Source organism: Streptomyces bacillaris (assembly GCF_003268675.1).
Lineage (GTDB): Bacteria > Actinomycetota > Actinomycetes > Streptomycetales > Streptomycetaceae > Streptomyces > Streptomyces bacillaris.
In genome coordinates this window covers 835,819-860,171 of sequence record NZ_CP029378.1, presented here as the reverse complement: position 1 = coordinate 860,171, position 24,353 = coordinate 835,819, and the positions used below count along the sequence as shown (strand labels likewise).

22 protein-coding genes are annotated in these 24,353 nt (G+C 68.9%); 9 read left to right on the top strand and 13 right to left on the bottom strand.

The features are described from left to right. The first annotated feature begins 504 nt into the window (after nucleotides 1-504). Nucleotides 505-1,287, top strand: coding sequence for a potassium channel family protein (locus DJ476_RS03565; RefSeq protein WP_103419306.1), 783 nt, complete (start codon nucleotides 505-507; stop codon nucleotides 1,285-1,287). Between the two features lie 411 nt (nucleotides 1,288-1,698). Here DJ476_RS03565 and DJ476_RS03555 read toward each other — a convergent pair whose 3' ends face one another. Continuing rightward, complete coding sequence (locus DJ476_RS03555; protein WP_241565645.1) at nucleotides 1,699-2,136, bottom strand: YbhB/YbcL family Raf kinase inhibitor-like protein; 438 nt, start codon at nucleotides 2,134-2,136, stop codon at nucleotides 1,699-1,701. Between the two features lie 550 nt (nucleotides 2,137-2,686). On the opposite strand from DJ476_RS03555, the gene DJ476_RS03550 reads away from it, so the two are divergent. Continuing rightward, nucleotides 2,687-3,100, top strand: a complete 414-nt coding sequence (locus DJ476_RS03550; RefSeq protein ID WP_112489806.1) for a PRC-barrel domain-containing protein — start codon at nucleotides 2,687-2,689, stop codon at nucleotides 3,098-3,100. A gap of 206 nt (nucleotides 3,101-3,306) precedes the next feature. On the opposite strand, the gene DJ476_RS03545 is transcribed toward DJ476_RS03550, so the two are convergent. Both DJ476_RS03545 and DJ476_RS03540 read right to left on the bottom strand, forming a co-directional pair. Further along, nucleotides 3,307-3,564 (bottom strand): DUF2180 family protein, encoded by a 258-nt coding sequence (locus DJ476_RS03545; RefSeq protein WP_112489805.1) that lies wholly within the window; start codon nucleotides 3,562-3,564, stop codon nucleotides 3,307-3,309. A gap of 175 nt (nucleotides 3,565-3,739) precedes the next feature. Continuing rightward, nucleotides 3,740-4,932, bottom strand: a protein-coding gene (locus DJ476_RS03540; RefSeq protein WP_112489517.1) for an IS3 family transposase whose coding sequence is annotated in 2 segments (ribosomal slippage) — nucleotides 3,740-4,668 and nucleotides 4,668-4,932 — 1,194 coding nt in all. Because the reading frame shifts where the segments join, the coding sequence is not laid out codon by codon here. Nucleotides 4,933-5,010: 78 nt separating this feature from the next. Here DJ476_RS03540 and DJ476_RS03535 point away from each other — a divergent pair. Together DJ476_RS03535 and DJ476_RS03530 are read left to right on the top strand one after the other, a co-directional pair. Beyond that, nucleotides 5,011-5,910 (top strand): universal stress protein, encoded by a 900-nt coding sequence (locus DJ476_RS03535; RefSeq protein ID WP_112492425.1) that lies wholly within the window; start codon nucleotides 5,011-5,013, stop codon nucleotides 5,908-5,910. A 381-nt stretch (nucleotides 5,911-6,291) separates the two neighbouring features. Further along, nucleotides 6,292-7,383, top strand: a complete 1,092-nt coding sequence (locus DJ476_RS03530) for an IS630 family transposase (RefSeq protein WP_112489804.1) — start codon at nucleotides 6,292-6,294, stop codon at nucleotides 7,381-7,383. A 143-nt stretch (nucleotides 7,384-7,526) separates the two neighbouring features. On the opposite strand, the gene DJ476_RS03525 is transcribed toward DJ476_RS03530, so the two are convergent. The 5 genes from DJ476_RS03525 to DJ476_RS03505 all read right to left on the bottom strand — a co-directional run bounded on the left by DJ476_RS03525 (nucleotide 7,527) and on the right by DJ476_RS03505 (nucleotide 13,042). Next, nucleotides 7,527-8,033 carry a MarR family winged helix-turn-helix transcriptional regulator gene (locus DJ476_RS03525; RefSeq protein WP_103417120.1) on the bottom strand — a complete coding sequence of 169 codons (507 nt, stop codon included), beginning with the start codon at nucleotides 8,031-8,033 and terminating at the stop codon, nucleotides 7,527-7,529. Between the two features lie 57 nt (nucleotides 8,034-8,090). Further along, complete coding sequence (locus DJ476_RS03520; RefSeq protein WP_103417121.1) at nucleotides 8,091-9,152, bottom strand: PP2C family protein-serine/threonine phosphatase; 1,062 nt, start codon at nucleotides 9,150-9,152, stop codon at nucleotides 8,091-8,093. A gap of 93 nt (nucleotides 9,153-9,245) precedes the next feature. Continuing rightward, nucleotides 9,246-10,063, bottom strand: a protein-coding gene (locus DJ476_RS03515) for an IS5 family transposase (protein WP_112492424.1) whose coding sequence is annotated in 2 segments (ribosomal slippage) — nucleotides 9,246-9,721 and nucleotides 9,721-10,063 — 819 coding nt in all. Because the reading frame shifts where the segments join, the coding sequence is not laid out codon by codon here. A 39-nt stretch (nucleotides 10,064-10,102) separates the two neighbouring features. Next, nucleotides 10,103-11,989, bottom strand: a complete 1,887-nt coding sequence (locus DJ476_RS03510; RefSeq protein ID WP_112489803.1) for an AMP-dependent synthetase/ligase — start codon at nucleotides 11,987-11,989, stop codon at nucleotides 10,103-10,105. A gap of 144 nt (nucleotides 11,990-12,133) precedes the next feature. Beyond that, the gene (locus DJ476_RS03505) at nucleotides 12,134-13,042 is read right to left on the bottom strand and encodes an NADP-dependent oxidoreductase (RefSeq protein WP_103417123.1); all 909 of its coding nucleotides are present in this window, start codon (nucleotides 13,040-13,042) and stop codon (nucleotides 12,134-12,136) included. 223 nt (nucleotides 13,043-13,265) lie between these two features. On the opposite strand from DJ476_RS03505, the gene DJ476_RS03500 reads away from it, so the two are divergent. Next, nucleotides 13,266-14,138, top strand: coding sequence for a helix-turn-helix transcriptional regulator (locus DJ476_RS03500; RefSeq protein ID WP_318294323.1), 873 nt, complete (start codon nucleotides 13,266-13,268; stop codon nucleotides 14,136-14,138). 491 nt (nucleotides 14,139-14,629) lie between these two features. On the opposite strand, the gene DJ476_RS03495 is transcribed toward DJ476_RS03500, so the two are convergent. The 4 genes from DJ476_RS03495 to DJ476_RS03480 form a co-directional block, all read right to left on the bottom strand. Continuing rightward, complete coding sequence (locus tag DJ476_RS03495; protein ID WP_112489802.1) at nucleotides 14,630-15,421, bottom strand: ABC transporter permease; 792 nt, start codon at nucleotides 15,419-15,421, stop codon at nucleotides 14,630-14,632. Further along, nucleotides 15,418-16,425: an ATP-binding cassette domain-containing protein gene (locus DJ476_RS03490; protein ID WP_079167257.1), complete on the bottom strand. Its 1,008-nt coding sequence runs from the start codon at nucleotides 16,423-16,425 to the stop codon at nucleotides 15,418-15,420. The genes DJ476_RS03495 and DJ476_RS03490 overlap by 4 nt, the downstream gene beginning before the upstream one ends. Before the next feature lie 66 nt (nucleotides 16,426-16,491). After that, nucleotides 16,492-17,334 carry a DUF4097 family beta strand repeat-containing protein gene (locus tag DJ476_RS03485; RefSeq protein WP_112489801.1) on the bottom strand — a complete coding sequence of 281 codons (843 nt, stop codon included), beginning with the start codon at nucleotides 17,332-17,334 and terminating at the stop codon, nucleotides 16,492-16,494. A 75-nt stretch (nucleotides 17,335-17,409) separates the two neighbouring features. Further along, nucleotides 17,410-17,937, bottom strand: coding sequence for a toxin-antitoxin system HicB family antitoxin (locus DJ476_RS03480; RefSeq protein WP_103417126.1), 528 nt, complete (start codon nucleotides 17,935-17,937; stop codon nucleotides 17,410-17,412). Between the two features lie 742 nt (nucleotides 17,938-18,679). Between DJ476_RS03480 and DJ476_RS03475 the strand changes: the two genes are divergently transcribed. Both DJ476_RS03475 and DJ476_RS03470 read left to right on the top strand, forming a co-directional pair. Next, nucleotides 18,680-19,981, top strand: coding sequence for a TrkH family potassium uptake protein (locus tag DJ476_RS03475; RefSeq protein WP_103417292.1), 1,302 nt, complete (start codon nucleotides 18,680-18,682; stop codon nucleotides 19,979-19,981). After that, nucleotides 19,974-20,663 (top strand): potassium channel family protein, encoded by a 690-nt coding sequence (locus DJ476_RS03470; protein ID WP_206304447.1) that lies wholly within the window; start codon nucleotides 19,974-19,976, stop codon nucleotides 20,661-20,663. The genes DJ476_RS03475 and DJ476_RS03470 overlap by 8 nt, the downstream gene beginning before the upstream one ends. A 52-nt stretch (nucleotides 20,664-20,715) precedes the next feature. On the opposite strand, the gene DJ476_RS03465 is transcribed toward DJ476_RS03470, so the two are convergent. Continuing rightward, the gene (locus DJ476_RS03465; protein WP_070201111.1) at nucleotides 20,716-21,240 is read right to left on the bottom strand and encodes a GbsR/MarR family transcriptional regulator; all 525 of its coding nucleotides are present in this window, start codon (nucleotides 21,238-21,240) and stop codon (nucleotides 20,716-20,718) included. 123 nt (nucleotides 21,241-21,363) lie between these two features. On the opposite strand from DJ476_RS03465, the gene DJ476_RS03460 reads away from it, so the two are divergent. Both DJ476_RS03460 and DJ476_RS03455 read left to right on the top strand, forming a co-directional pair. Continuing rightward, on the top strand, nucleotides 21,364-22,341 hold the full coding sequence (locus DJ476_RS03460) for an ABC transporter ATP-binding protein (RefSeq protein WP_103417127.1): 978 nt from the start codon (nucleotides 21,364-21,366) through the stop codon (nucleotides 22,339-22,341). Next, entirely contained in the window at nucleotides 22,338-23,984 is a 1,647-nt protein-coding gene (locus tag DJ476_RS03455) for an ABC transporter permease (RefSeq protein WP_112489800.1), read from the top strand. Before DJ476_RS03460 ends, DJ476_RS03455 begins: the two co-directional genes overlap by 4 nt. Nucleotides 23,985-24,353 lie beyond the last annotated feature (369 nt).

Genomic DNA, 24,353 nt, shown 5'->3' with positions numbered 1-24,353 from the left:
GCACGGAACGGGCCGGGGGCAGCAGGGACGGCATGTGGATGCGGCGGGCCGTGGAAGGAGTGCACAGTGCGCAGTCCCCCTCGACGGCCGTGGGACCGCGTCACGACGCTCTCTCAGGCGATCACCACAAAAGCCCAGCTCAGACGCGCTGCCTCAATGCGCCAGCGGTTCAGTACCGCACGGCGGGTACCGCATGCAGAAGCGCCCCCGAGAACGCGTTCCCCCAGGTCAGAACGACTCTACCTGGGGACGCTCGGTGGGGCAGGTGGTACTCGAACTCATGAGCGAGACGCCTCTCACCTGCGATGATGTCGAAACAACGGACATAGCGCCACCCGTTTCCATCCGGCTGCGTCCCCCCCCGATACCGCTCGGATGGGGATCGGTTAGGCGTTCGCCACACCCGTGTCGTTCCGCTCGGAACCACTTCTGCAGCGAGAGGCCTGACCGCATGCGCGAAAGCCCTCCGCAGAGCCGACCTGGGCGGTTTCCTACGATGCTCGTATGAAGCATGGAACCCGGCTGGGCCGATGGGAGCAGCGCACGCGGACGCCTCTTCTGCTGCTGGCGGTGGTGTTCGGCGTCGCGTACGCCTTCCCTGTCCTTACTCCGGATGCACCGGCGTGGGTGCACGCGGCGTGCCGTGCGGCCGAGTGGACCGTATGGGCGGCTTTCGCAGCCGACTACGCGGTACGGCTGGCACTGGCCTCCGGTAAGTGGGCGTTCGTCCGGAGCCATCCGCTGGACCTGCTGGCCGTCGTCCTGCCGCTGGTCCAGCCGCTGCGTCTGCTGCGACTGGTCTCCACTCTGCTCCTGGTGGGGCGACGGGCCAGGCACGCGCCGCAGATCACGATGACGGTCTACGTCGCCGGCTCCGTCGTCGGGCTCATGATGTTCGGCTCCCTCGCGGTGCTCCAGGTGGAGCGGGACGCGCCCAGTGGCAACATTCGCACACTGGGTGACGCGGTGTGGTGGTCCTTCACCACCATGACGACGGTGGGATACGGAGACCTGGCGCCCACCACCGGGCTCGGCCGACTGCTCGCCGTGGGGCTGATGCTCTCCGGCATCGCGCTGCTCGGTGTCGTGACGGCGAACATCGCCGCCTGGTTCATCTCCCGCTTCGAACGGGACAACGCCGAGGAGCGGAGGCAGGCAGCCCTCCTGGAGGCCCTGACCGCAGAAGTCACCGCCCTACGGGCCGAGATCGCACAGCTCACAGTCGTACCAGGGCCCGAAGCGGCCAAAGTGCCCGGCCCTACCTCTCCCGGGGCCGTGAACATCTGACGGGCGCCCGACAGACGAACCTGGCCTCCGTGTACGAAGCCTTCGGCATGGAACTCCAGCGCGTCAACGGTGGTCACGCGCACACGCTGCCCCTCCCGGCGACGTACGTCATCGACTACACCACGCGCGCCGCCCGGCCACCTCCCGGCAGGAGAACCGCCCCGGGCCTCATGACCATGTCCGCCCCCCGGGTAGTAGGTCTGCCCGGTTCGCACCGGCATGGCGGTCCTGGGGGGTGCCGGAGTGGCGTTCTGGAACTGGGAGAAGGCTCGAACTGCCCGATGGACAGAAACGCCGGGGTCCCGGACGTGGTACTCAGCGCCTTCGGCTACCTCCCGGCCGTGAAGGCCGGAGCGCATGTACGGCAGGCGCCTTCAAAGCCGTCGACACACCTGTCACGCTCCGTGAAAGTCAGTACAGAGCCACGAGGCCACACTGATTAACGCCTTGGTGCTCCAGCACCTGACGTGCAGCATCAGCCGATACATCGTGAGGTATCGACACGGGGGCCGGTAGCGCGTAAAGCCGGAAGATATAGGGCCGTGGTTCACCGTCTGACGCGCCGGGACCGCCCCAGCCCACCTCACCGTAACTGTTTCTGTGCACGTGACTGCCAGGGTCGTCGGTGCCTGTGTCCAATCCTGTACGGCGTGGATCGATGCCGGTCACGAGCCAGAGCAGAAAGCCGTCGCTGGAAAGTGCGTCGAGGCTCTCACAGAGCAGGGCCAGCTCCGACGCCTCCTGGGGCACTCCGGTCCACGACAGAGGTGGTGAGGTGTTGTCACCGGCCCGTGCGCATTGAGGAGGAAGACGCCCTTGACCACGGAACGCTGGACTGCTCAACTCCATCTGCGTCATAAAGACCAGCTACCCCGCAACGACAGCTGCACGCCATCGTGTTACACGCACCAAACCCGCGATGGACCTTTCAGTGCACGGCGGAACAACTCCCCGCACACCACGTACAGGCGTGTTGCAGACCAGTCGGACCAGAGGAGACGTCCCTCCCAGGCCGGGGACCAGCGAAAGATCAGCGCCCCCGCCTACAGCAGTCGGGGGAGGCGAAGGGCTACCCGCCTATCGAGTTCGGCATGCCGCGGACACGGCTGCAAAGCCGGACCGCCGGTTCCCGCCGCCGGTCCGGACGAGAGCTGGAAGGACTCTTCTTGGGGCTGCCGGCCCGTAGCAGTCCTCGCGGGAGTTCACCAACGATTGCTCTTGGTCCGGGCGGTCCGCGTCACGGGTCTGCAAGTCGATTCGGGTGGCGCACCGAACCCTTCGTGCCTGCTCGGAGCAGCCTCTTTTCTACGTCCCGACGGGTTACGCGTAACCGGGCCAAAGTCGGGCACTCAGGGAGGAGCGCCCGAACGGGCGCTGCGAGACAGACCAGGAGGACTTCATGGGTACCGACCCCATCCCCGTTCTGACCAAGCTCTCCGATTCACCCCACGTCATCGCCTCTCCTGACGAGGACGTTCTCGGCAGGAAAGTGACCGACCGGTCTGGCACCGAGATCGGCAAGGTAGGTGACCTCGTCATTGACGAGAACGAGCAGAGGGTCCGCTTCCTCATCCTGGAACACGGCGGCTTTCTGGGCATCGGGGGGAAGGAGACCTATATCCCGGTCGACGCGGTGTCAGAAGTGACCGACGACCGTGTGCACATCGACCGCACAAGGGGCGACGTTGCCCAGGCACCTGGCTACGACCCCGAACTGCTGGACCAGAACGAGTACTACGGCAGCCTCTACAGCCACTACGGCTACACCCCCTTCTGGGGAGCCGGCTACGTCTACCCCCGCTTCCATCCCTGAGCCCGGCACCGGGTCACAGCACTGGACTCCGGGTCCTACGGTCCCGTACCCCTCACAAGTGCGCGACAGGTAAAATGCCGCTTTAGCCGGGTTGGAAGGTGCGGGGCGGGTGGACCTTTCGGCCCCGTCGGCGAAACGGTAACGCCGGGTACGAGGGGCCACGGACAGGGTTCGCCATCGATGCTGCCTCCTAGCCGCTCTGCTGCCTAGCAGACGGTGCACAGCATGCGGCGGGCGGGCAGATTATGTGTGCGCTTCCCCAGACCGGCCTGCTGATGCAGCTCCTGCATTTCGACCCGTACGTGATCAGCGCACACCCCCGCCCCGCAGTGCTGGCACACGGCCTCTGCTGAAGCGGCTACGCGACCCTCTCTGCGGCATTCGTAGCAGTTCACGAAGTCCTCCAATCCGGATCTTCTGTCCCATCGCCGCTGCTCCGCGACGGATCGATCGACAACTGGCATGTGTGGCGCATCAGCTGCTGTATCCAAGTTGCCATGATCGCGACCGGATCGTGTGATGGAGGCGAGTCCATATCGGCCCAGAGCTTTTCAGCGCTGCGCTACGGGAAGCCGGACGAACAGCGGGAGAGAAGATGATGAGCTGCCCCGAGTTTCGTAGAGTCCGATCTTGATTGGTTCAGGCGGACTGCGGGGTTTGCTCCTGGCTGCGCCAGAAGGCTTCCTCGTGCTCGGCCGGCGGCACGTAGTCGAGCGCGGAGTGCAGACGTTCCTCGTTGTACCAGGTGACCCACTGGAAGATCGCCCGCTCGACCTGCTCGACGTCCTTCCAAGGACCCTGCATCTCGATCAGCTCGGCCTTGAAGGTCCCGTTCAGCGCCTCGGCCATCGCGTTGTCATACGAGTCCGCGACCGACCCGACGGAGGCGGAGGCGCCGATGTCCGCGAGCCGGTCGGTATACCGAATTGACACGTATTGCGACCCGCGATCGCTGTGGTGGATCAGTCCGGAGTCCTTCTTGATCCGACGCCGCCAGAGCGCCATCTCCAGGGCGTCCAGAGGGAGTTCGGTCCGCATGTGGTTCGCGACCTGCCAGCCGACGATCATCCGCGAGTACACGTCCAGGACGAATGCCACATACATCCATCCCGACCAGGTGCGGACATAGGTCATGTCCGCGACCCACAGCTGATCGGGCCGCGAGGCGGTGAAGTCGCGGTCGACCAGGTCCGGCGGACGCGGCGCCGACGGCTCCGGGACCGTGGTGCGGCGGCGCCGGCCACGGATGACGCCCTCCAGGCCCAGCTCGGCCATCAGCCGCTCGACCGTGCAGCGGGCCACCTCGACGCCCCGGCGGCCCAGGGCCCGCGTGATCCGGCGGGCGCCATAGGTGCCGCCCGAGTCCGCGTGGACCTCCTCGATCAGAGGCATGAGCTGCTCGTCGCGGAGCCGACGGGCCGACTTCGGCCGCTTCTTGCGGGCGAAGTACGTCGACGGAGACAGGTCCAGCACCCGGCAGACGGGATCGACCCCGAGGCCGTGTCCACGCAGGTGGTCGATCACCTGCTCGGCCTCGTCCGGGGACGGTCGATCTCCTGGGCAAAAAACACCGAGGCGGCTTTCAGGATCTCGTTCGCCCGCCGCAGCTCCGCTACTTCTTTACGGAGTTGCTTGAGCTCGTCGAGCTCTGCGGTGGTGAGCCGGTCGTCCCGCTCGCCGCGGTCGGCCTCGGCCTGGCGGACCCAGCCGCGCAAGGCCTCCTTGTGGATGCCCAGGTCCTTCGCGACGTGCGCGATCGGGCGGCCGGTGGTGCGGACCTCGCGAATCGCGCGCTCGCGCAGTTCGTCCGGATATTTACGGGGTGCTGCCATGGTGCTGGTGGATCTCCTTCGCCAGGACCGTAACCCTGGCATCAGGGACTCCACAAATCTCAGTACAGCTCAATGACCATGGACGATCAGCTCATGACCGGATCAGTGGTGGTGGGGGTGGTGGACACTGCGGAGCAGAGCCTGGTCGTCCGCGATGCCGCCGAGGAGGCGCTTCGGCGCGGGGCAGTCCTGCGCATTTTGCATGCGGTCGAGTGGCCTGCCCCCCCGGGGTCGGCTGAATCGACCGGCCGGGGGGCGACTGCACAAGAGGCGGAACACGTGATCGCCTCGTTCGCCGAGTCGGTGGGGCAGCAATACCCGCAACTGGCGGTCGTACCCGACGTAGTGTCCGGACCGCCCGCGCAAGCACTTCTCGACCGATCCTCGGCCGCGTCCTTGATCGTCGTCGGCCACCGGGGCGCCGGTGGGTTTCCCCGGTTGCCTCTTGGCTCGGTAAGCCTTCAGGTCGCCACGCACTCGGAGTGTCCGGTGCTCGTGGTGAGGCCGGGAGAGCGTGAGGAGCCGAGGGAGAACCGTGTGGTGGTAGGCGTCGATGTGGACGATCTTCCGTCCGGTCTGATGGAGTTCGCGCTGGAGGCGGCGCAGGCCCGTGGCGCTGCCCTTGAGGTGGTTTATGTGGCCACCCGGCCAGAGCTTTTGGGTACCGGTCCCACTGGACCTGCGCTCATGGACGACGAGGCGGTTTCCAGCAGTGCGCAGGAGGGGCTGGAGAACGTTCTGGCCCCGTACCGGTCTCACTACCCCGGCCTGGACCTACAAGGGCGTGTCAAGCGGCATCAGCCCGCACAGGCCCTGGTGGATGCCTCCCGGCAAGCCGGCCTGCTGGTGGTCGGCTCCCACGGCCGCACCGGGTTGAAAAGGCTGCTGCTCGGCTCGGTGAGCGGCAAGGTGCTGCATACCGCCCTGTGCCCGGTAGCCGTGGTCCCGGCCGCGCATACAGACCGTGCAGAGAGTTGAGACGATGCTGGACTTCACCCGCACCCACGCGCTGGAGACTCTCCCCGCTGCGTCAACGGCCCGGCCTCCGGCGAGGGCGGACATGCGTCGTCGTGAAGTCAGTCAGCGACACAGTGGGCGATGGATGCTTCGTTTTCGAGGTGCCGGCGACTGGCCGAGGCCAGTGGCGGCAGGGATGGGAACCGTGATGCGTCCGCGCCTCTCCGCGGGGCACGACCGCGCCCCGTGGAGAGGTGTTTTCAGGTCCCTGGTAGCGGCCCAGAATCGCTGGCCGGCGCCGGTACGACAAGAACATTGTGCGAGCACGCGCCCGGGCTCGGTGATGAGAGATGTCCTAGTCTTCTGAGTCGGGAATTCTGTTCAGATGTATAAGCTTGGTCTGTGGCGCGTACTGGGCGGCCGAAGGCCGAGTCGATTCCGTCCGATGAGGAACGGGCTGCGCTCGGGGGATGGGTGCAGCGTCGCTCCACGCCGCAGGCGTGGGCTCTGAGGTGCCGGATCATCCTGGCTTGCGCGGAGGGTGCTTCGAACAAGGACGTCGCGGCCCGGCTCGACTCGACTCCGCATGCGGTGGGCCGCTGGCGGGCGAGGTTCGTCGAGCACCGGATCGCCGGCTTGGGCGACTTTCCCAGCTCGGGCGGTCCCAGGTCGGTCACCGGCGAACAGGTGGCCGCGCTGGTCGCCAAGACCCTGGAGTCCGCCCCGAAGAACGCGACGCACTGGTCGACACGGTCGATGGCGAAGCAGACGGGTCTGTCGCAGTCGACGGTGTCACGGGTCTGGCGGGCGTTCGGTCTGCAGCCGCACCGCCCGGAGACCTTCAAGCTGTCGACGGCTCCGTACTGCGTCGACAAGGTTCACGATGTCGTCGGCCTCTATCTGGACCCGCCCGAGCGGGCCCTGGTCTTCTGCGTGGACGAAAAGTCGCAGATCCAGGCCCTGGACCGGTCTCAGCCGGTGCTGCCGATGATGCCCGGAGTGCCGCAACGCGTCACGCACGACTACGTCCGTGCTGGCACCACCACCCTGTTCGCCGCCCTGGAGGTCGCCACCGGCAAGGTGATCGGTTCCCTGCACCGCCGCCACCGGGCCGAGGAGTTCAAGAAGTTCCTCATCAAGCTCGACCGGGAAGTGCCCGATGGTCTCGAGGTCCACTTGGTGCTGGACAACTACGCCACCCACAAGACCCCGGCCATCAAGACCTGGCTGCTGGCCCACCCCCGGTTCCACCTGCACTTCACATCGACCGGGTCGTCCTGGCTCAACCTCGTGGAGCGATGCTTTGCCGAGCTGACGAACAAACGGATACGGCGAGGCGTCCACAAGACAGTCCAGGCCCTGGAGCAGGACATCCGGACCTGGATCGCAGCCTGGAACACCGACCCCAAGCCCTACGTCTGGACCAAGACCGCGGACGAGATCCTCGAACGCCTCGCCTCATATCTGAACAGAATTCCTGACTCAGGAGACTAGCTCCCTAGCTCGCCAGATGGCGTCCCGCTTATGGGCCGGGGCCGCTGCGGTGTAGGGGTAGCAGGTCTCGTAATGGTCGGCGGAAGGTTTCTTCGGCGATCACGGGTCGCATGGATTTTTGCCTTTGTCGCCATGCGGCCGCCTCAGCCCAGTGGGTGCAGTTCGGCGCTCTCGTCCAGCAGCGGTGCCGGTGGCTCGCCGCCTGCTTCGTTGAAGTCGTTGAGGGCGTGGATGAGCGCCGTTCGCTGGTGCGGGGCGAGCCGCTGGACGATCGAGGTGATTTCTTCGCGTCGGCGTGCGGTGACGTTTTCGACGGTGCGGTGTCCTTCGTCGGTGAGCCGGAGAAGTGTCTCGCGGCGGTTGTGCGGGTTGGTCTTCCGGTCGGCGAGCCCTGCTGTGATCAGCCGGTCGAGCATGCGCATCGCAGTCGAGGGTGCCACGTGCAGTAGTTCTGCGAGCGTGACGAGTTTGGTGGTTCCGCGCGTGGAGAGCACCACCAGCATCCGGAACTGCGGCAGGGTGACGCGGTCTTCGACGTGTGCCAGCGAGCGCGCTGATACCGCGACCAGCAGCCGAGAGGCGGTCAGCACTGCCTGGGTCACCGCGTCCACATCATCCATGCTCTCCGGCGGAGCTATCTCCCTGGCCATGCCACCCTTTCTACCTTGCTCCGGGTCACTCTCGTCCTTCTCTCCTCATACTCACGTTCACCCGCGTCGGTAGCGCAGCAGAAGCATGGCCGCATCGTCGTGCGGGCCGCTGGCGTGCAGGACGATGTCCCTGCGCAGCACTTCGAGTGCGGCGTTGGCGTCGAAGAGGTCGAGGAGCCCGGCTCGCTCCTCCAGAGGGTAGAAGGTTCCCTCTGCGTTCCGTGCTTCGGTGACGCCGTCGGTGTAGAGGAGGAGTTGTTCGCCGGGGCCGAAGTCGGCGCGGTAGGGGTGGGGCGGGTCTCCTCCGAGTTCTCCCATCCCGATGGGCAGTGCGTAGGCGGGTGGGAGGGGGAAGTCGACGGAGCGGTCGGGGCGGATGATCATCGGGGCTGGATGGCCGCAGTTCAGGAACGCAATGGACTCTTCGTCGGTGTGAATCTCGGCGAGGATGGCGGTCACGAACTTCTCTCCGTTCGCCTCGCGGGCCACCGTGCGCTCCAGCCGCGCGGCGACGGCGGCCAGGTCGGGCTCGTCGTGCGCCGCTTCACGGAAGACACCCAGCACCAGGGCGGCCGTCTCCACGGCAGCGAGCCCTTTGCCCTGGACATCCCCGACGATGACGCGAACTCCGTACGGCGAAACCACGACCTCGTACAAGTCACCGCCGATACGTGAATCGGCAACCGCCGAGGTGTAGGAGGCCGCCACCTCAAGAGGGCCGACCTGGCGCGGTACGGGACGCTGCAGCACGCGCTGCGCCACCTCCGCGATGGAACGCACGCTGGCAAGCTCCGCCTCGCGCCGCATGCGTGTGCCCGCCGCCAGGGCACCGGCCAGTGTCACTCCGGCGACCGAAGCCATGGCCGTGTAACCACGCCGGGTGTCGAAAAGCCCGTCATACACCCCCAGACCGGCGCACAGCAGCAGCGCCGCGCAGCCGATGAGCACAGTGCGCCGCCAGGTGCCGATCAGCCCGGCGAACGCAGGACCGAGAGAGACGAGGGGCAGGAAACCTGCCTGCGGGCCTGCAGTGATGTCCATGGCAGCCACCAACGCCATCACCACGATCGGAAGCCAGGAAAGCACCGCCGGATCGCCTCGACGCTTCGCAGTGATCATGACGCTCCCAGCAGTCTGACGGCTTCGGCCCGGCGCAGCCGGTAGCCCCTAAGCTTTAGATTATGCAAAGATTTCCTAGGCTAAGACCGTGTCCTACGTGGTGAGGCGGATGAGTCGCTTGTAGCAGCAGAGGGCGGCGGCGAGGCCGAGAAAGGCCAGGTAGTTTCGGGTGTTTCGTTCGTAGCGGTGGTTGAGCCGACGGTAGCCCGTGAGCCAGGACATGGTGCGCTCGATGACCCATCTGCGTCGGCCGAGTCGTTCGCTGGACTCGATGCCCTTGCGTGCGATGCGGACGCCGATGCGCTTGCCGCGTAGCCATTTGCGCAGGTGAGGAACGTCGTACGCCTTGTCGGCGTGAAGACGCTGAGGCTTGAAGTACCGGCCGCGGTGTGGGTCGTGTCTCGTTTGGTGACCGGCGACCATGGGCTTCAGCGCGAGGCTGTCGTGGACGTTGGCCGCGGAGACGCCGACGACCAGGGGCAGTCCGTTCGCGTCCGACAGGACGTGCATCTCGGAGCCCGGCTTGCCCCGGTCCACGGGGCTCGGACCTGTGTGTTCGCCCCCTTTTTAGCGCGCACGTGGGCGGAGTCGAGGACTGCACGCGACAGGTCGAGCAGGCTGGCGTCGTAGAGCCGGTGCACGATCTCCTCGTGCAGTCGGCCCCACACGCCGGCCCGCGACCAGATCACGAACCTGCGATGGGCCGTCGACTTCGATATCCCGAAGCATGGCGGCAGCGCACGCCAGGCACAGCCGCTGACCAGCACGTAGACGATGGCCGCGAACACCGTCTCATCAGGCGTGTCCTGCGTCCCGCCACCCTGCGGCCGCACCTTCGACGGCGGGATCAACGGCTCCGCGATCTCCCACAGTCCGTCCGGAACAACCCAACTCCACGTACCCCGCCCCATGATGAGCCCAACGACCACCTCACCACGTAGGACACGGTTTTAGGCCTCGCGGGCGCCCTCATACATTCCGTCGATGACTTGGGCGTACTCGCGCTCCACGACGGGCCGTTTGACCTTGAGGCTCGGGGTGAGTTCGCCGTGCTCGATATCGAGGTCGCGCGGGAGCACGGCGAATTTCTTGATCGTCTGCCATCGTTGCAGGTCGCCGTTGACCCGCTGGACGAAGCCGTTGATCAGCTCGTGGACCTGCGGCGAGGAGACGATCTCGGCATACGTGCGGTCGCCGAGTTCCTGGGACGCCGCCCATGACGTGATCGTGGTCTCGTCCAGGGCGATCAGGGCGGAGCAGAAGTTGCGTCCGTCGCCGATGACCAGGATGTTGCTGACGAACGGACAGATCGCCTTGAACCGGCCCTCGATCTCGGTGGGTGCCACGTACTTGCCGCCCGAGGTCTTGAACACGTCCTTCTTGCGGTCGGTGATACGGACGTAGCCGTCCTTGTCCACTTCCCCGATGTCGCCGGTGCGGAACCAGCCGTCGCTCTCCAGCACCTCCGCGGTCTTCTCCGGAAGGTTGTGGTAGCCGCGCATGACGCCGGGGCCTCGCAACAGGATCTCGCCGTCCTCGGCGATGCGGACCTCGGTGCCGGGCAGCGGTTTGCCGACCGTGCCGACCCGGTAGTCGTCGGCGGGGTTGACGGTGCAGGCCGCGCTGGTCTCGGTGAGGCCATAGCCCTCAAGGACGTGCACACCTGTGCCGGCGAAGAAGTAGCCGATGTCGGGAGCGAGGGCCGCACTGCCCGAGACGCTGCCGCGCAGATTGCCCCCGAAGGCCGCGCGGATCTTGCCGTACACCAGTCGGTCGGCGACGGCGTGCTGCACGGCGAGCGGTAGGGGCACCTTGCGCCGTCCGGTCGCCGCCCTGCTCTCCTGCTCTGTCCGGGCGTAGTCGCGGGCGACCTTTGCCGCCCAGAGGAAGATCTTGTACTTGGCACCTCCATCGGCTCGCGCCCGGCCCGCGATGCCGTTGTAGACCTTCTCGAAGATCCGCGGCGCCGACGCCATCAGGGTGGGCCGGACGGCCGGCAGGTTGGTGATGATCCGGTCGATCCTCCCATCCACCGCCATCACATGGCCGGTCCTGACCTGACCGGCGATCAGGGCCTTGCCGAACACGTGGGACAGCGGCAGCCACAGGAACTGCACGTCGTCCGAGCGCAGCAGCCCGCTGGCCTCTTGAGCGACCCCCTGGTACGACCAGCAGTCGTGCACCAGGCGCACACCCTTCGGGCGGCCCGTCGTGCCCGAGGTGTAGACCAGGGTGGCGAGCTGTTCCCGCTCGATGGCCCCAACCGTCTCCTCGACCGCGTCCGGATGCTCATCCAGGTACGCCGTACCCCGCTTCTCCAGCTCGGCGAGGGAGAGCACCTCCAGCCCCTCCACCCGAGGGAGGTCCGCCCCGGGATCGAAGAGGATCGCGTGGCCGAGCCCTGGCAGTCGTTCGATGGCGGAGGCGACCTTGTCCAGCTGGACCGCGTTCTCGACGAAGATCGCCCGGCTGCCGGAGTCGGAGAGAATGTAGACCGTCTCCTCGGCATGGGTGCTGGGGTAGACGGCGGTGGCGGCGGCGCCCGCGCACATCGCGCCCAGATCGGCCAGGATCCACTCCACCCGGGTGGAGGAGGAGATCGCCACCCGCTCCTCGGGCCGCACCCCCAGGGCCAGCAGCCCGGCCGCGATCGCATGGACGCGTTCGGCGGTCTGCGCCCAGGTCAGCGAGTGCCACCGCTCGGCACCGGCAGCGCCGCCGACGGCCGGCACGGGATAGCGGTAGGCTTCCCGGCCGGGCGTGGCTTCGACCCGTGAGAGGAAGAGGTGCGCCACGGAAACCGGGCGGTTGTCGACAAGGGACTGCGCGGAACTCACATTGACCTCCGGGCCCGGGGGCGCCCATCTTCGAGTGGCTTACTGATCGGTAACTCACAAGCGTCGGTCAGACTATGGGGAAGTCCGCCTCCGCGTAAGGGGCTGGGAGCCGGCCCGATCGGCCGGGGCCGCCACACCCCCGGGTCAGAGGCTGAGCACGAGCTTGCCGCGGACCGGGCCGGTCCTGCTGATCAGCTGCGCTTCGGCCGCCTTCTCCAGGGGCAGGACGTCCTGGACCTCGACGCGGACCGCTCCCGAGTCGATGAGCTCCCCGATGCGGCGCAGCGCCTCGCCGTCCGGGGCGACGATGACGCGCCGCCCCGTGATACCCGGAACGCGGTACGTCTCGTCGATCGGTTCCGGCAGGGTGATGAGCACGCCGCCCGGACGCAGCAGTCGCCACGACTCCTGCTGTGTCCGGCCGCCGACGGTGTCGATGACGACGTCGACCGGTTCGATGGCGTACGGGTGGTCTTCCGTGCGGTCCAGAGGCTCGTCGACGCCGATCCGGCGCAGGAAGCCGAGGTTGCGCGGTGAGGCGGTGGCCGCGACACGTGCCCCGCGGGCTTTGGCGAGCTGAACGGCGAAGTGGCCGACCCCGCCCGCGCCACCGTGGACCAGGACGCGCTGACCTGCGGTCACCCGCGCGGCGTCGAGCGACTGCCAGGCGGTCAGGGCCGCCAGAGGGACGGCCGCCGCCTGAGCGAACGACAGGTCGACGGGCTTGGTGGCCACGGCTGAGACCGACAGGACGGCGAACTCCTGATAGGCCCCGGCATACGGCAGGGGGAGCATGCCGTACACCTCGTCACCGACAGCCGGGCCATCGGGCGTCGCCGTCGCTACAACCGTGCCCGCCACATCCCAGCCCATCCCCAGGGGAAAGCGGCGGTCCGTGCCGACCGCTCCCTCACGGAACTTCCAGTCGACGGGGTTCACCCCGGCGGCCCGCACCTGAATCAGGAGCTGCCCCTCGGCGGGCACCGGCATCGGTTGCTCGGTCAATTCCAGGACGCTTTCGTCGCCGTGGCGGGAGAAGGTTACTGCTCGCATGACCGGTGCTCCAAGGGGGGCGGGAACGAGCCGGCACCGCTGGCGGCGACGGCCGTGCGCGATGCGCACTGAGCTCGACTGTGGACCCGTGGCGCCCGGCCGACCAGTACCCCGTCAGTACCCCCATGTGCGGTGAGGAAGGGGGTACTGACGGGGTACAGGGCAGCGCGACCCAGGAAGGGCATACTGACGACGGAGGCGCGGGGGCAGACGGCGTCCCGCTGTGCCAAGAGGATCCGGAGGAGCCGTGAAGCAGGCGCTTGAGCTGGGCAGGTTCCTTCGTTCACGGCGCTCGCACGTGACCCCTGAGTCCGCAGGCGTTCCTGCGCTGGGCCGGCGGCGGGTGCCGGGACTCCGCCGCGAGGAGGTGGCGGGACTCGCCGGAGTAAGCACCGTCTACTACACGCGCCTGGAGCAGGGGCGGGCGACCAACCCTTCAGACGCGGTGCTGGATGCCTTGGCCCGTGTGCTGCGGCTGGATGCGACCGAGCGGGCTCACCTGCACGATCTGGCGCACCCTCCGCAGCGTCGGCCGACCGAGTTGCCGCACCCCGGGGCCCAACGGGTCCGTGCGAACGTCCGTCGGCTGCTGGACGCGGTGGGCGCCGTGCCCGCCTACGTCCTCGACCCTGGCATGGACGTTCTCGCCGCCAACGAACTCGCTCTGGCCCTGGTACCCGGCCTGACCGGTGCGCCGACAGGCGGACCGAACCTCGCCCGTCACATCTTTCTGGACACCTCGGCACGCAGCCTGTACCCGCAGTGGGATCAGCTCGCCCGTCAGACCATCGGCTACCTGCGCTTCTCCGCCGCACGTCACGCCCACCACTCCCGTCTGGGGCACCTCGTCGCCGAGCTCAGTGCGCACAGCCCCGAGTTCCGGAGCCTGTGGGCCGCCCAGAACGTCCGGGAGAAGACGTACGGCACCAAGAGCTTCGACCACCCTCTGGCCGGGAGATTCGACGTCGCGTACGAAACCCTCTCCCTCCCCGGCGACGAGGGCCAGTCGCTGGTCGTCTTCACGGCTGTCGACGGCACCGCGGAGAGCGCGTTGAAGCGGCTGAGGGGTTCGCCGATCGCATGCCCCCAGCTGTAGGGAGCCCTACGGACAGGAGCAAGCTGCGTCGGACCTCGAACTCTGAACATCTCAGTGTGCCCCGTCGCGCCTCTCTGCTGCGCAGTGGGCGAGCGCCGCACCGTCGTGCACACCATGCTCCAGCGGAATCCTGGGAAGTCATCTTGGTCGGGCCGGGATCGACCACGTGCGGCGGGGTCCATCAGTGCAGGCCAGGGGATAGTGTCGGTTGGCCACCAGCAGGAGCAGAGACCCCGGTTCGTCCGGGGTTTTCTGTTTTCCGGGCTGCGGCGTGACCAGACGCCTGCCCCGCGGTCCGGGGCATCCCCGGGGCGGGCCGGGAAAGCGGCCGGCCGAGTCGGCCCCCCGGGACCGCCGATCGTGCATCGGCCGCCTGCACCCGTGCCGTGGCGATGCCGAGGATGCGGCCCTGCTCCGTATGCCGCTCCGCTCCCGCCCGCTCGCCGCGGGAAGGAGCGTTGCCGCACGACCGTGTCGGGGCGGTCGCCGAGCTACCTCGGGTCGCGGTCGAAGAGCGCCTTCGACCAGAAGTGGCCGAGGGCGGACAGAGCCAGACACCACGCGATCGCGAGCCAGCCGTTGTGGCCGATCTCGCTGCCGAGAAGCAGGCCGCGGAGGGTTTCGATGGCCGGGGTGAAAGGCTGGTACTCGGCGAACGGCCGGAACCAGCCGGGCATGGTGTCGGCGGGGATGAAGGCACTGGAGACGAGGGGGAGAAGGATCAGCGGCATGGCCATGTTGCTGGCCGCCTCGGCGTTCGGGCTTGCCAGGCCCATCGCCACGGCGATCCAGGTGAGGGCCAGGGCGAACAGCGCGAGCAGTCCGAACGCGGCCAGCCACTCCAGGGCGGTGGCATCGGAGGAGCGGAAGCCGATGGCGACACCGACCGCGCCGACGAGAACGAGGCTGGCGAGTACCTGGAGGACGCTGCCGGCCACGTGCCCGACCAGCACGGAGCCGCGGTGGATCGCCATGGTCCGGAAGCGGGCGATGATGCCTTCGTTCATGTCGGTGGCGACGGACACCGCGGCTCCGATGACGGTGGAGCCGATGGTCATGAGCAGGATGCCGGGGACGATGTAGGCGACGTAGTCGGAGCGGTCCGCGCCACCGCTCCCGATACCCGCGCTCATGACGTCGCCGAAGACGTAGACGAAGAGCAGCAGCATCATGACCGGGGTGAGCAGCAGGTTCAGAGTGAGGGACGGGTAGCGCCGTACGTGCAGCAGGTTGCGGCGCAACATCGTGTTCGAGTCACGGGCCAGAAGGGTGAGGGCGCTCATCGGCCGGTCTCCTTGGACGTGTGGGACCTGTGGGGTTCGCCCCTGTCGGTGAGGGCGAAGAAGACGTCGTCGAGGTCGGGGGTGTGGACGGTGAGTTCGTCGGCCTCGATGCCGACGGTGTCGAGCCGGTCGAGGATGGAGCGCAGCTCGCGCTGGCTGCCGTCGCTGGGAAGCCGCAGAGTCAGCGCCTCGTCGTCGGGGGCGGCGTCGCGCAGAGCGGCGGCGGCGGACCGGTAGGCGGTCGGCGCGGCGAAGCGGAGGCGGACGTGGCCGCCCGGGACGAGCCGCTTGAGTTCCTCCGCGGTGCCCTCCGCGGCGATCCGGCCGTCGTCGAGTACCGCGATGCGGTCGGCGAGTTCGTCGGCCTCCTCCAGGTACTGCGTGGTGAGGAAGACGGTGGCGCCCTCGGCGACGAGTCCGCGGATGACCTGCCACATGTTGTGGCGGGAGCGTGGGTCGAGGCCGGTCGTCGGTTCGTCGAGGAAGATGATCTGCGGGGCGCCGACCAACGTCATCGCGAGATCGAGCCGCCGCTTCATGCCGCCGGAGTAGCTCTGGGCGGGCTTCTTCGCGGCCTCGGTCAGGTCGAAGCGCTCCAACAGCTCGGCGGTCACCCGTCGGCCCTCGCGCCGGGGGAGACGGCACAGGTCGGCCATGAGGAGCATGTTCTCCTCGCCGGTGATCAGCCCGTCCACCGCGGAGAACTGGCCGGTGACGCCGATCGTCCCGCGTGCGGCCTGTGAAGCGACCGCCAGGTCGTGGCCGCCGACGCGCAGGTCGCCGGCGTCGGCGGTGATGAGGGTGGACAGGATCTTCACGGCGGTGGTCTTGCCCGCCCCGTTCGGCCCGAGCAGGGCGAACACGGACCCGGCCGGGACGCGCAGATCGATCCCGTCGAGCGCGACCTCGGCGCCGTACGCCTTACGCAGACCGATCGCGGAGATGGCGGTCGGCCGCAGCGTGTCGTCGCGCCATTTAGACGTGGGCATGACAGAAGAAGGCATGAGTTCCCTCCTGATTGCGGGAGCGGGTTCGGGAGCGGGAGTGGCGGCTGCTCGGAGCTACGGCGCTCAGGCCCTGGCTCGGAACACGTCGACGTTGCCCCAGTTCGTCCGCGCCCGGACTTCGGCGGTCTCCTCGTTCCGCTCGGGCGCTTCGGAGGGAGCGAGCGTGTTGCGTACCTGCCCGCGGGTGGAGCTGATGTCCAGCCAGGCGGCCGTGCCCTCGCGGATGCCGATCTCCATGGAGCCGTTGGAGGTCTCCAGGCGGACGGTGCCACGAGCGACCTCGGCGACGCGGATGTGCCCGTGGGTGGTGGTCCCGGTGACCGACGACCGGGCGTGGGTGATGTCGACGCCACCGTGGGAGCTGCTCACCCGCAGCTCACCGGTCACGGTGCCGACGGTCGTGGTCCCGTGCGCGTTCTTGAGGGTGGCGGGGCCGTTCACGACGCCGACGCGCAGATTCCCGGTGCTGGTGGTGATCTCGGCCGACCCGTCGACCCGCTCCACGGTGGTCAGTCCGTGCTGGGCGGTCACGTGGAGGGGCCCGGTCGCATCGAGGCGGACGTCGCCCGCCGAGGACTTCACCCGGACCTCCCCGAGGAGGCCCTCGCCCAGCACCTGGACCCCGGCGCCGCTCGTGTCGACGTGTGAGCCCGCGGGCAGCCCCACCGTCACGTCGACGTTGCCGGAGCGGCCGACGAGATTCGCCTTGGGCGTCCTCACGGTCAGCACGCCCGATGCGAAGGCGACCTCGGTCTGGTCGGCGGCTCGTACGTCCTGGTCCCGCTTCGGGTCCCGGGGTGTCACGTCGACGACGGTGTCGCTGCGGTCGCCCGCCGTGAACCTGATGGAGCCGCTGTACACGTAGGCGGTGACCGTGATCGGGTCGGGGGTGTCGAAAGAAGGCATGGCTGTACCGTCCTCACGGGTCGTATGGCTGCCCCGCCCGCAGGCGGGGGGAAGGGGGAAGTGGCGCGGGTGCGGTCAGCGGACCCAGCCGGTGAGGCGCTGTCCGGCGCCGCGGGTGGTGTCTGCCGGCCGCGGCGCCGGCCGGGCGGCGCCGTCGGCCGCGGCCGAAACTGCCCGCACCAGCCAGGCGTTGACCGACAGGCCCTCGCGGCTCGCGGCCTCCTCGGCTCGCGCCTTCAGGTGAGCGGGCAGGCGGAGGTTGATGCGGGCCGGCGCCTCGGTCTCGCCCTCCGCCGCCGGGACGGGTGGGCGGGCCGGGAGTGATTCGGCGGGCCCGGCCGGCGCCGTGGCCCGGTCTGCGGGTGGCGGGGTCACCACGAAGTCGGGATCCAGGCCCCGCAGCCGGACGTCGACGGAGCCGGGGGCGAGCTCGCGGGTGACCTCGTCCATCGCCGCGGAGAGCACGTTCAGCAGAGTCAGGCGGGTCGCCGCCTCCAGGGGGGCGGTGAGTCTGTCGGCCAGCTCGCGGGCATCGTCGCCGCCCGCTTCGGCGGCGACTGCCAGTTCGCGGCGAATGGTGTCCACAAAGGGCGTCAGGTCCATGGCCTCATAGTGGCACCATTTTGGCGCCACAGCAAGTCGTGGTGGCGCCGAGCGTCCGCCGTGTGGAGGTCGTTGCCTCCAGTGGCGGGCCGGATGGGACTGAATCGGGGCGGTGGCCCCATCCGATCGGCCCTGTCGCGGCGGAGGTATGGGTGTGGATCTGGTGCCATGTGGCGCCACATGGCACCATTGGTGGTTCCGGCGTTCTGCAGGGCCGACTTCCCACACGTTCACGGATCCATGGACTCGACGGGGCGATCAGCCCCGTCCCGGGCGTGTCCCCGGCACCGATCCGTCCCGGCGGCCCCACGCCACGTTGGCCTCCACGCCACGTTGGCCCCACGCCACGTTGGCCGGCACCGGTCGTCCTCCGCGGGCAGGCGGGAGCACCGCGTCGAGGTGTGCGCAGCCTGACCGTGCGCCCAGGGCGGCGAAGCCGCCCGGACGTTGAGGCTCGCGGTCCGGACCGCACGCCGCCCGTGGGAAGGACCCGTCGTGAGGGCGTCGGGCTGTCGCCGCTCGGCGTGGCAGGCGAGGGGCCCTCCCCGGCCGGAACGGTGGCGCGGGAGCCCCTCCAACGGCTCGGTGTCGGCGAGTGCCCGCCACTAGGGCCGACGGCTGGTCCTGATGCCGCTTGTGGTTCGAGATTGTCATATCTTCTACCGGTGCGAACATTTCTGGTGGCCCCCCACGAGGCGAAGGGGCTGACGTGGTGAGGCCCCGCCTCCGGCATCCGGCGCAGGTGGTCGTGTCCGGCTTCGCCTCAGCGGTCGCGGTCGGCACCGGCCTGTTGATGCTTCCGGTGGCCAAGGCGGGGCCGGGCGGAGCCGGCCTGGTGGAAGCTCTGTTCACCTCCACCTCCGCGGTGTGTGTGACCGGTCTGGTCGTGGTCGACACTCCCGGGTACTGGACCGGGTTCGGCCAGGCGGTCATTCTGGGGCTCATCCAGGTGGGCGGCTTCGGCATCATGACCTTCGCCTCCCTCCTGGTTCTGCTGGTCTCCCACCGTATGGGCCTCAAAGCGCGCATGACGGCAGCCGCGGAGACGAAGACCCTGGGGCTCGGAGACGTCCGTTCGGTGGTGACCGGAGTGGTCAAGGTCAGCCTCCTGCTGGAGGCCGTGACCGCGCTGGTGCTGACGCTCAGGTTCGGTACCGCGTACGACGAGTCCTGGCCCCGGGCGGTGTGGCTCGGGGTCTTCCATGCCGTCTCCGCCTTCAACAACGCGGGCTTCGCCCTCTACTCCGACAGCCTGATGGGCTTCGTCACCGACCCCTGGATCTGCCTGCCCATCGCCGCGGCCGTCATCGCCGGGGGCCTGGGCTTCCCGGTCCTGTTCGAGCTGCGCCGCCGCTTCCGCAAGCCCCGGGGATGGTCGCTGCACACCAAGATCGTGCTGTGGGCCACGGGCGTCTTCCTGCTCGGCGGCAGCGTCTTCATCACCGTGATCGAGTGGTCCAACCCGGCCACCCTGGGCCGCCTGGACGCTCCGGGGAAGCTCTTGGCCGGATTCTTCCAGGGCGTCATGCCGCGTACGGCCGGATTCAACAGCATCGACACCTCGCAGATGAATCCGGCGAGCTGGCTGGGTACGGACGTGCTGATGTTCATCGGCGGTGCGAGCGCGGGCACCGCCGGCGGCATCAAGGTCACCACGTTCGCCGTGCTGTTCTTCGTCATATACGCCGAGATCCGCGGCGAGGGTGCGGTCAACATCTTCCACCGGCGTCTCCACGGCGACCTGCAGCGCCAGGCCCTCACGGTCGTCCTGCTGTCGGTCGCCGCCGTGGCCGTCACCACCGTGACCTTCATGGTCTTCTCCGACCACACGCTGGACGAGTCCCTGTTCGAGGTCACCTCCGCGTTCGCCACCGTCGGCCTGTCCACCGGCATCACCGCCGATCTGGCTCCCGGGCTGCAACTGCTGCTGATCGCGCTGATGTTCATCGGTCGGCTCGGCCCCATCACCGTAGCGTCCGCGCTTGCCCTGCGCAGCCGCCACCGCCTGTACGATCTGCCCGAGGAGAGACCCATCATTGGCTAGGAAACCCACCTCCAAGAAGCGCCGCACGGGATCGCGGGGGTCCGTGGTCGTCATCGGACTGGGCCGCTTCGGTCGCGCGCTGGCCCTGGAGCTGGTCGACGAGGACACCGAGGTGCTCGGTATCGACGAGAGCGCGGAAGCGGTTCAGGCCCTCTCCGGTGCCCTCACCCATGTCGTGCGTGCGGACTCCACCAAGGAGGACGCCCTGCGGCAGCTGGGCGTCCACGAGTTCGACCGTGCCGTCGTCGCCATCGGCACCGACCTCGAAGCGAGTATCCTCACCGCCTCGCTGCTTGTCTCCTTCGGTATCCAGAACGTCTGGGCCAAGGCCATCAGCGAGGCCCACGGCCGCATCCTCACACAGCTCGGGGTCCATCACGTCGTCTATCCCGAGCACGACATGGGCCAGCGAGTCGCCCACCTCGTCCGCGGACGCATGCTCGACTACATCGAGTTCGAGGACGACTTCGCCATGGTCAAGACCAGCGCGCCGACGGACATCATCGGGCTCCCGCTCTCCAACAGCGCCGTGCGCTCCCGCTTCGGCGTCACGGTCGTCGCCATCAAGCGCCCCGGCGAGGGCTTCACCTACGCCACCGCCGAGACCGTCGTCGCGGCGGACGACACCATCATCGTGGCCGGACGGACCCGAGCGACCGAACGGTTCAGCGAACTCCTGTAGGGCCACCGGGCGGGATCCGTCCGGTCCGACGGGGTGGCGTCGGACCGTCCGGTCAACGGTCCGACGCACGGGTCCTGCGCGCCTCCCAACGGTCCATCAGCAAGGCGAACTCCTTCTCGAGGAACTGGAAGAACTCCAGGGTGTCGTTGATCCTGCGTCCCTGAGGGGTCTGCAGCCCGAAGTGGTCCACGCCCTCCCGCAGGGTCGCCTGCCACCCCCTCAGCACCGCTTCGCGCTCCATCAGGGCGCTGTGCCACTGATCCCCCTGGACGCGGTAGCGCTCGCGCCGCGATCCGGGCTCCCTCTCCCGGCTGACCATGTTGACCTGGGCGAGGTGGCGGACGGCCCCCGATACGGCCGCCGGACTGACCTTCAGCCGCTCTCCCAGCTCGGCTGAGGTCAGGGCGCCCTCGTCCGACGAGAGCAGCGCCGCGAAGACCCGGGCGGGCATACGCGCCATACCGGCCTCGACGAGCTGGGCGGCGAAGCGCTCGACGAACTGGGAAGTGGCGGCCCCGTTGTCGGTGGTCCGCCTGCCGTCGTCATCCGCTCGGCCGTGGTGCTGCCGCTCGTCCATCGTGTGGCTCCCGTTCCCGTGTCCCCGGCGTTCCGATGCCCGCCCCCTCCCACCGAGCCTACCGAACCATTCATACGCTTCCTTAACTTCACAACTTTGTGAAGTAAGCGTACGTTCGGCGTCATGACCAAAGCGATCGCCGTGGCCGGACTGCGCAAGTCGTTCGGCCCCACCCAGGCACTCGACGGCCTCGACCTCGACGTCGACGAAGGCGAGGTCCATGGCTTCCTCGGCCCCAACGGGGCGGGCAAGTCCACCACGATCCGCATCCTGCTCGGACTGCTGCGCGGAGACTCGGGCACCGCTCGGCTCCTGGGCGGGGATCCATGGCGGGAGGCGGTCGCCCTGCACCGGAGGCTCGCCTATGTGCCAGGTGACGTGGAGCTGTGGCCCAACCTCACCGGAGGGGAGGCGATCGACCTCCTGTCGAAGCTCCGCGGGGACCTCGACCGACGGCGCCGCGATGAGCTGGTGGAGCGTTTCGACCTGGATCCGACCAAGAAGGGCCGCGCCTACTCCAAGGGGAACCGGCAGAAGGTCGCCATCGTCGCGGCGCTCGCCTCCGACGCCGAACTCCTGCTCCTGGACGAACCGACCGCGGGCCTCGACCCGCTCATGGAGGCCGTATTCCAGGACGTCATCCTCCAGGCGAAGGCGGCCGGCCGGACTGTGCTGCTGTCCAGCCACATCCTGGCCCAGGTGGAGAAGCTCTGCGACCGCGTGAGCATCATCCGGCAGGGGCGGAACGTCCAGTCGGGCACCCTGGCCGAGATGCGTCATCTGACCCGCACGACGGTGGAGGCCGAGACCGAGCGGACGGCCGTCGGACTCGACGCCCTGCCCGGTGTCCACGATGTTCTGGTTCGCGGTGGTCAGGTCAGCTTCGCCGCCGACGGCGTACACCTCGGGGCCGCGCTCCGTGAGCTCGGCGCGTTCGGCATCCGCAGCCTGGTCAGCCATCCGCCGACACTGGAGGAGCTGATGCTCCGTCACTACGGGGGCGAGCGCGCTGTCGGCGGTGACGCCGTACGCGCCGCTGGTGCCGAGAGCCACGGCGCCCCGGAGACCGCACCGGCCCCCGACGGCGGGGGCCCCCGATGACCGCCACCGTCAACGGGGTCCGTACCGCCGGCCCGCCCGGCTCCGGCGGGTTCGTCGGCACCGCGGCCCTCGTCCGGTTCGCCCTGCGCAGGGACCGCGTGAGGCTCTCCGTCTGGCTGACGGCCCTCACCCTCGGCACACTCGCGACCGCGGCCCAGTACGAGGCCCTTTACCCCACCGCCGAGGACCGGGCCGGGGTCGCCGCCCTCATGGACGGTCCCGCGGCGGTCGTGATGACCGGTCCGCGCCACTACCTGTCGAACTACGACGTCGGCGCGATGCTCGGGCACCAGCTGCTCGGCTTCGCGGTCGTGCTGGTCGGCCTGATGAGCGTGCTGATCGTCGTCCGGCACACACGGACCGAGGAGGAGACCGGCCGGGCCGAGCTGGTGCGTTCCACCGTCGTGGGGCGCCACGCCCAACTGGCCTCCGCCCTGGCAGTAGCGGCCGTCGCCAACATCGCTCTCGCCGCCCTGGTGGCGCTGGCCCTGATCGCGGCGGGCATCGACCGCATCAGCCCCGGTGAGGCCCTGCTGTACGGGCTGGCCCATGCGGCGGCCGGTCTCGTCTTCGCCGGTGTGGCGGCCGCCACCGCGCAGCTCACCGCCCACTCCCGCGGGGCGTCAGGTGCGGCGCTGGCACTGATCGGTGTCTCCTACGTGCTGCGAGCCGCCGGTGACGTCGGCAACGAGGCCCTGTCCTGGCTGACGCCGATCGGCTGGGTGCAGCGCACCTACGTCTTCGTCGACGACCGCTGGTGGCCGCTGCTTCTCTGCCTGGCGTCGGCGGTACTGGCCGCCGCCGGAGGCTTCGCGCTGAGTACCCGGCGCGACGTGGGCGCGGGCCTCCGGCCCGCACGGCTCGGACGCCGTCATGCGTCCGATGCCCTGACCAGGCCCTTCGGGTTCGCCTTGCGGCTGCATCGGGCGACCCTGCTGGGCTTCGGGGCAGGGCTGTTCGTGATGGGCGCCATGTACGGTTCCATCCTCGGTGACGCCGCTGACATGGTGGAGGGCGTCGAGCAGCTCCAGGAGGCTCTGGCGCGGATCGGTGGGAGTTCCGTCGCGGAGTCGTTCGCCTCCATGGTGATGGTCGTCATCGCCGTCGTCGGCGCCGTCCACGTGGTGATGGCGTCGCTGCGGCCGAGGGCCGAGGAGACCGCCGGCCGGGCGGAGCCGCTTCTGGCCACCGGCCTCTCGCGGGACCGGTGGCTGGGCGCACATGTCGGCGTTGCCCTCGTCGGCGGCACGGCACTGCTCCTGGCCGCCGGGCTCGGTTTCGGCCTCGCCGGTGCCGCGTCCACCGGCGACGGCGGCCTCGTGGGTGAGCTGGTGGTGTCCGCCGCGGTACATGCTCCCGCGCTGTGGGTGACGGCGGGGGTGAGCGTCGCGCTCTTCGGCTGGTTCCCCCGGGCCGGCGCCGCGGCCTGGACCGTGCCGGCGTACGCGTTCCTCGTCGGATACCTCGGTCCGATGCTGGGGCTCCCCGAGTGGATGAACGGGGTGTCGCCCTTCGGTCATGTGCCCGCACTCCCGGCCGTGTCGATGAGCTGGACCCCCCTCATCGCCCTCACCGCGGTCGCGGCCGGACTGATCATGCTGGGCATGGCCGGCTTCCGGCGCCGAGACCTGGAAGCCAAGTGAGAATCGCGCCGGGCCGAAGCGGCTGAAGCCGACGGCGGGCGATCGCCGCTGCCGGCCCCGTCGGACGAACGAGCGGCGGGGCCGGACACCTGGGCGAGCATCCCGGCACGGCGAGGCCGCGGGAGAGGTCACGGGTCCGCCCGCGGGAACGTGCCGACCCGCGCCCGCGCACCCGCGTCGGCCGGCGGAGGCCGCCCGGCGCAGGTCGGCGTCCTCCGCGTTCCCGTACGGCACACCCCGGCCTCGCGATCGGGGCCGGACCTGCCTCCTGTCACGATCCGGTCTCGGACACGGAGGAGGGGCTTGTTTTCAGCCGTGTAATCGATTCCAATCATCGCTGTAATCGATTCCACGGCGTCGTGCGAGCGC

Excerpts from the sequence above, each read along its gene's own strand:
- DJ476_RS03565 (WP_103419306.1), top strand. The coding sequence starts at position 505 with ATGAAGCATGGAACCCGGCTGGGCCGATGGGAGCAGCGCACGCGGACG.
- DJ476_RS03555 (WP_241565645.1), bottom strand. The coding sequence starts at position 2,136 with ATGGAGTTGAGCAGTCCAGCGTTCCGTGGTCAAGGGCGTCTTCCTCCT.
- DJ476_RS03550 (WP_112489806.1), top strand. The coding sequence starts at position 2,687 with ATGGGTACCGACCCCATCCCCGTTCTGACCAAGCTCTCCGATTCACCC.
- DJ476_RS03545 (WP_112489805.1), bottom strand. The coding sequence starts at position 3,564 with ATGCCAGTTGTCGATCGATCCGTCGCGGAGCAGCGGCGATGGGACAGA.
- DJ476_RS03535 (WP_112492425.1), top strand. The coding sequence starts at position 5,011 with ATGGACGATCAGCTCATGACCGGATCAGTGGTGGTGGGGGTGGTGGAC.
- DJ476_RS03525 (WP_103417120.1), bottom strand. The coding sequence starts at position 8,033 with ATGGCCAGGGAGATAGCTCCGCCGGAGAGCATGGATGATGTGGACGCG.
- DJ476_RS03520 (WP_103417121.1), bottom strand. The coding sequence starts at position 9,152 with ATGATCACTGCGAAGCGTCGAGGCGATCCGGCGGTGCTTTCCTGGCTT.
- DJ476_RS03505 (WP_103417123.1), bottom strand. The coding sequence starts at position 13,042 with ATGCGAGCAGTAACCTTCTCCCGCCACGGCGACGAAAGCGTCCTGGAA.
- DJ476_RS03495 (WP_112489802.1), bottom strand. The coding sequence starts at position 15,421 with ATGAGCGCCCTCACCCTTCTGGCCCGTGACTCGAACACGATGTTGCGC.
- DJ476_RS03490 (WP_079167257.1), bottom strand. The coding sequence starts at position 16,425 with ATGCCTTCTTCTGTCATGCCCACGTCTAAATGGCGCGACGACACGCTG.
- DJ476_RS03485 (WP_112489801.1), bottom strand. The coding sequence starts at position 17,334 with ATGCCTTCTTTCGACACCCCCGACCCGATCACGGTCACCGCCTACGTG.
- DJ476_RS03480 (WP_103417126.1), bottom strand. The coding sequence starts at position 17,937 with ATGGACCTGACGCCCTTTGTGGACACCATTCGCCGCGAACTGGCAGTC.
- DJ476_RS03465 (WP_070201111.1), bottom strand. The coding sequence starts at position 21,240 with ATGGACGAGCGGCAGCACCACGGCCGAGCGGATGACGACGGCAGGCGG.
- DJ476_RS03460 (WP_103417127.1), top strand. The coding sequence starts at position 21,364 with ATGACCAAAGCGATCGCCGTGGCCGGACTGCGCAAGTCGTTCGGCCCC.
- DJ476_RS03455 (WP_112489800.1), top strand. The coding sequence starts at position 22,338 with ATGACCGCCACCGTCAACGGGGTCCGTACCGCCGGCCCGCCCGGCTCC.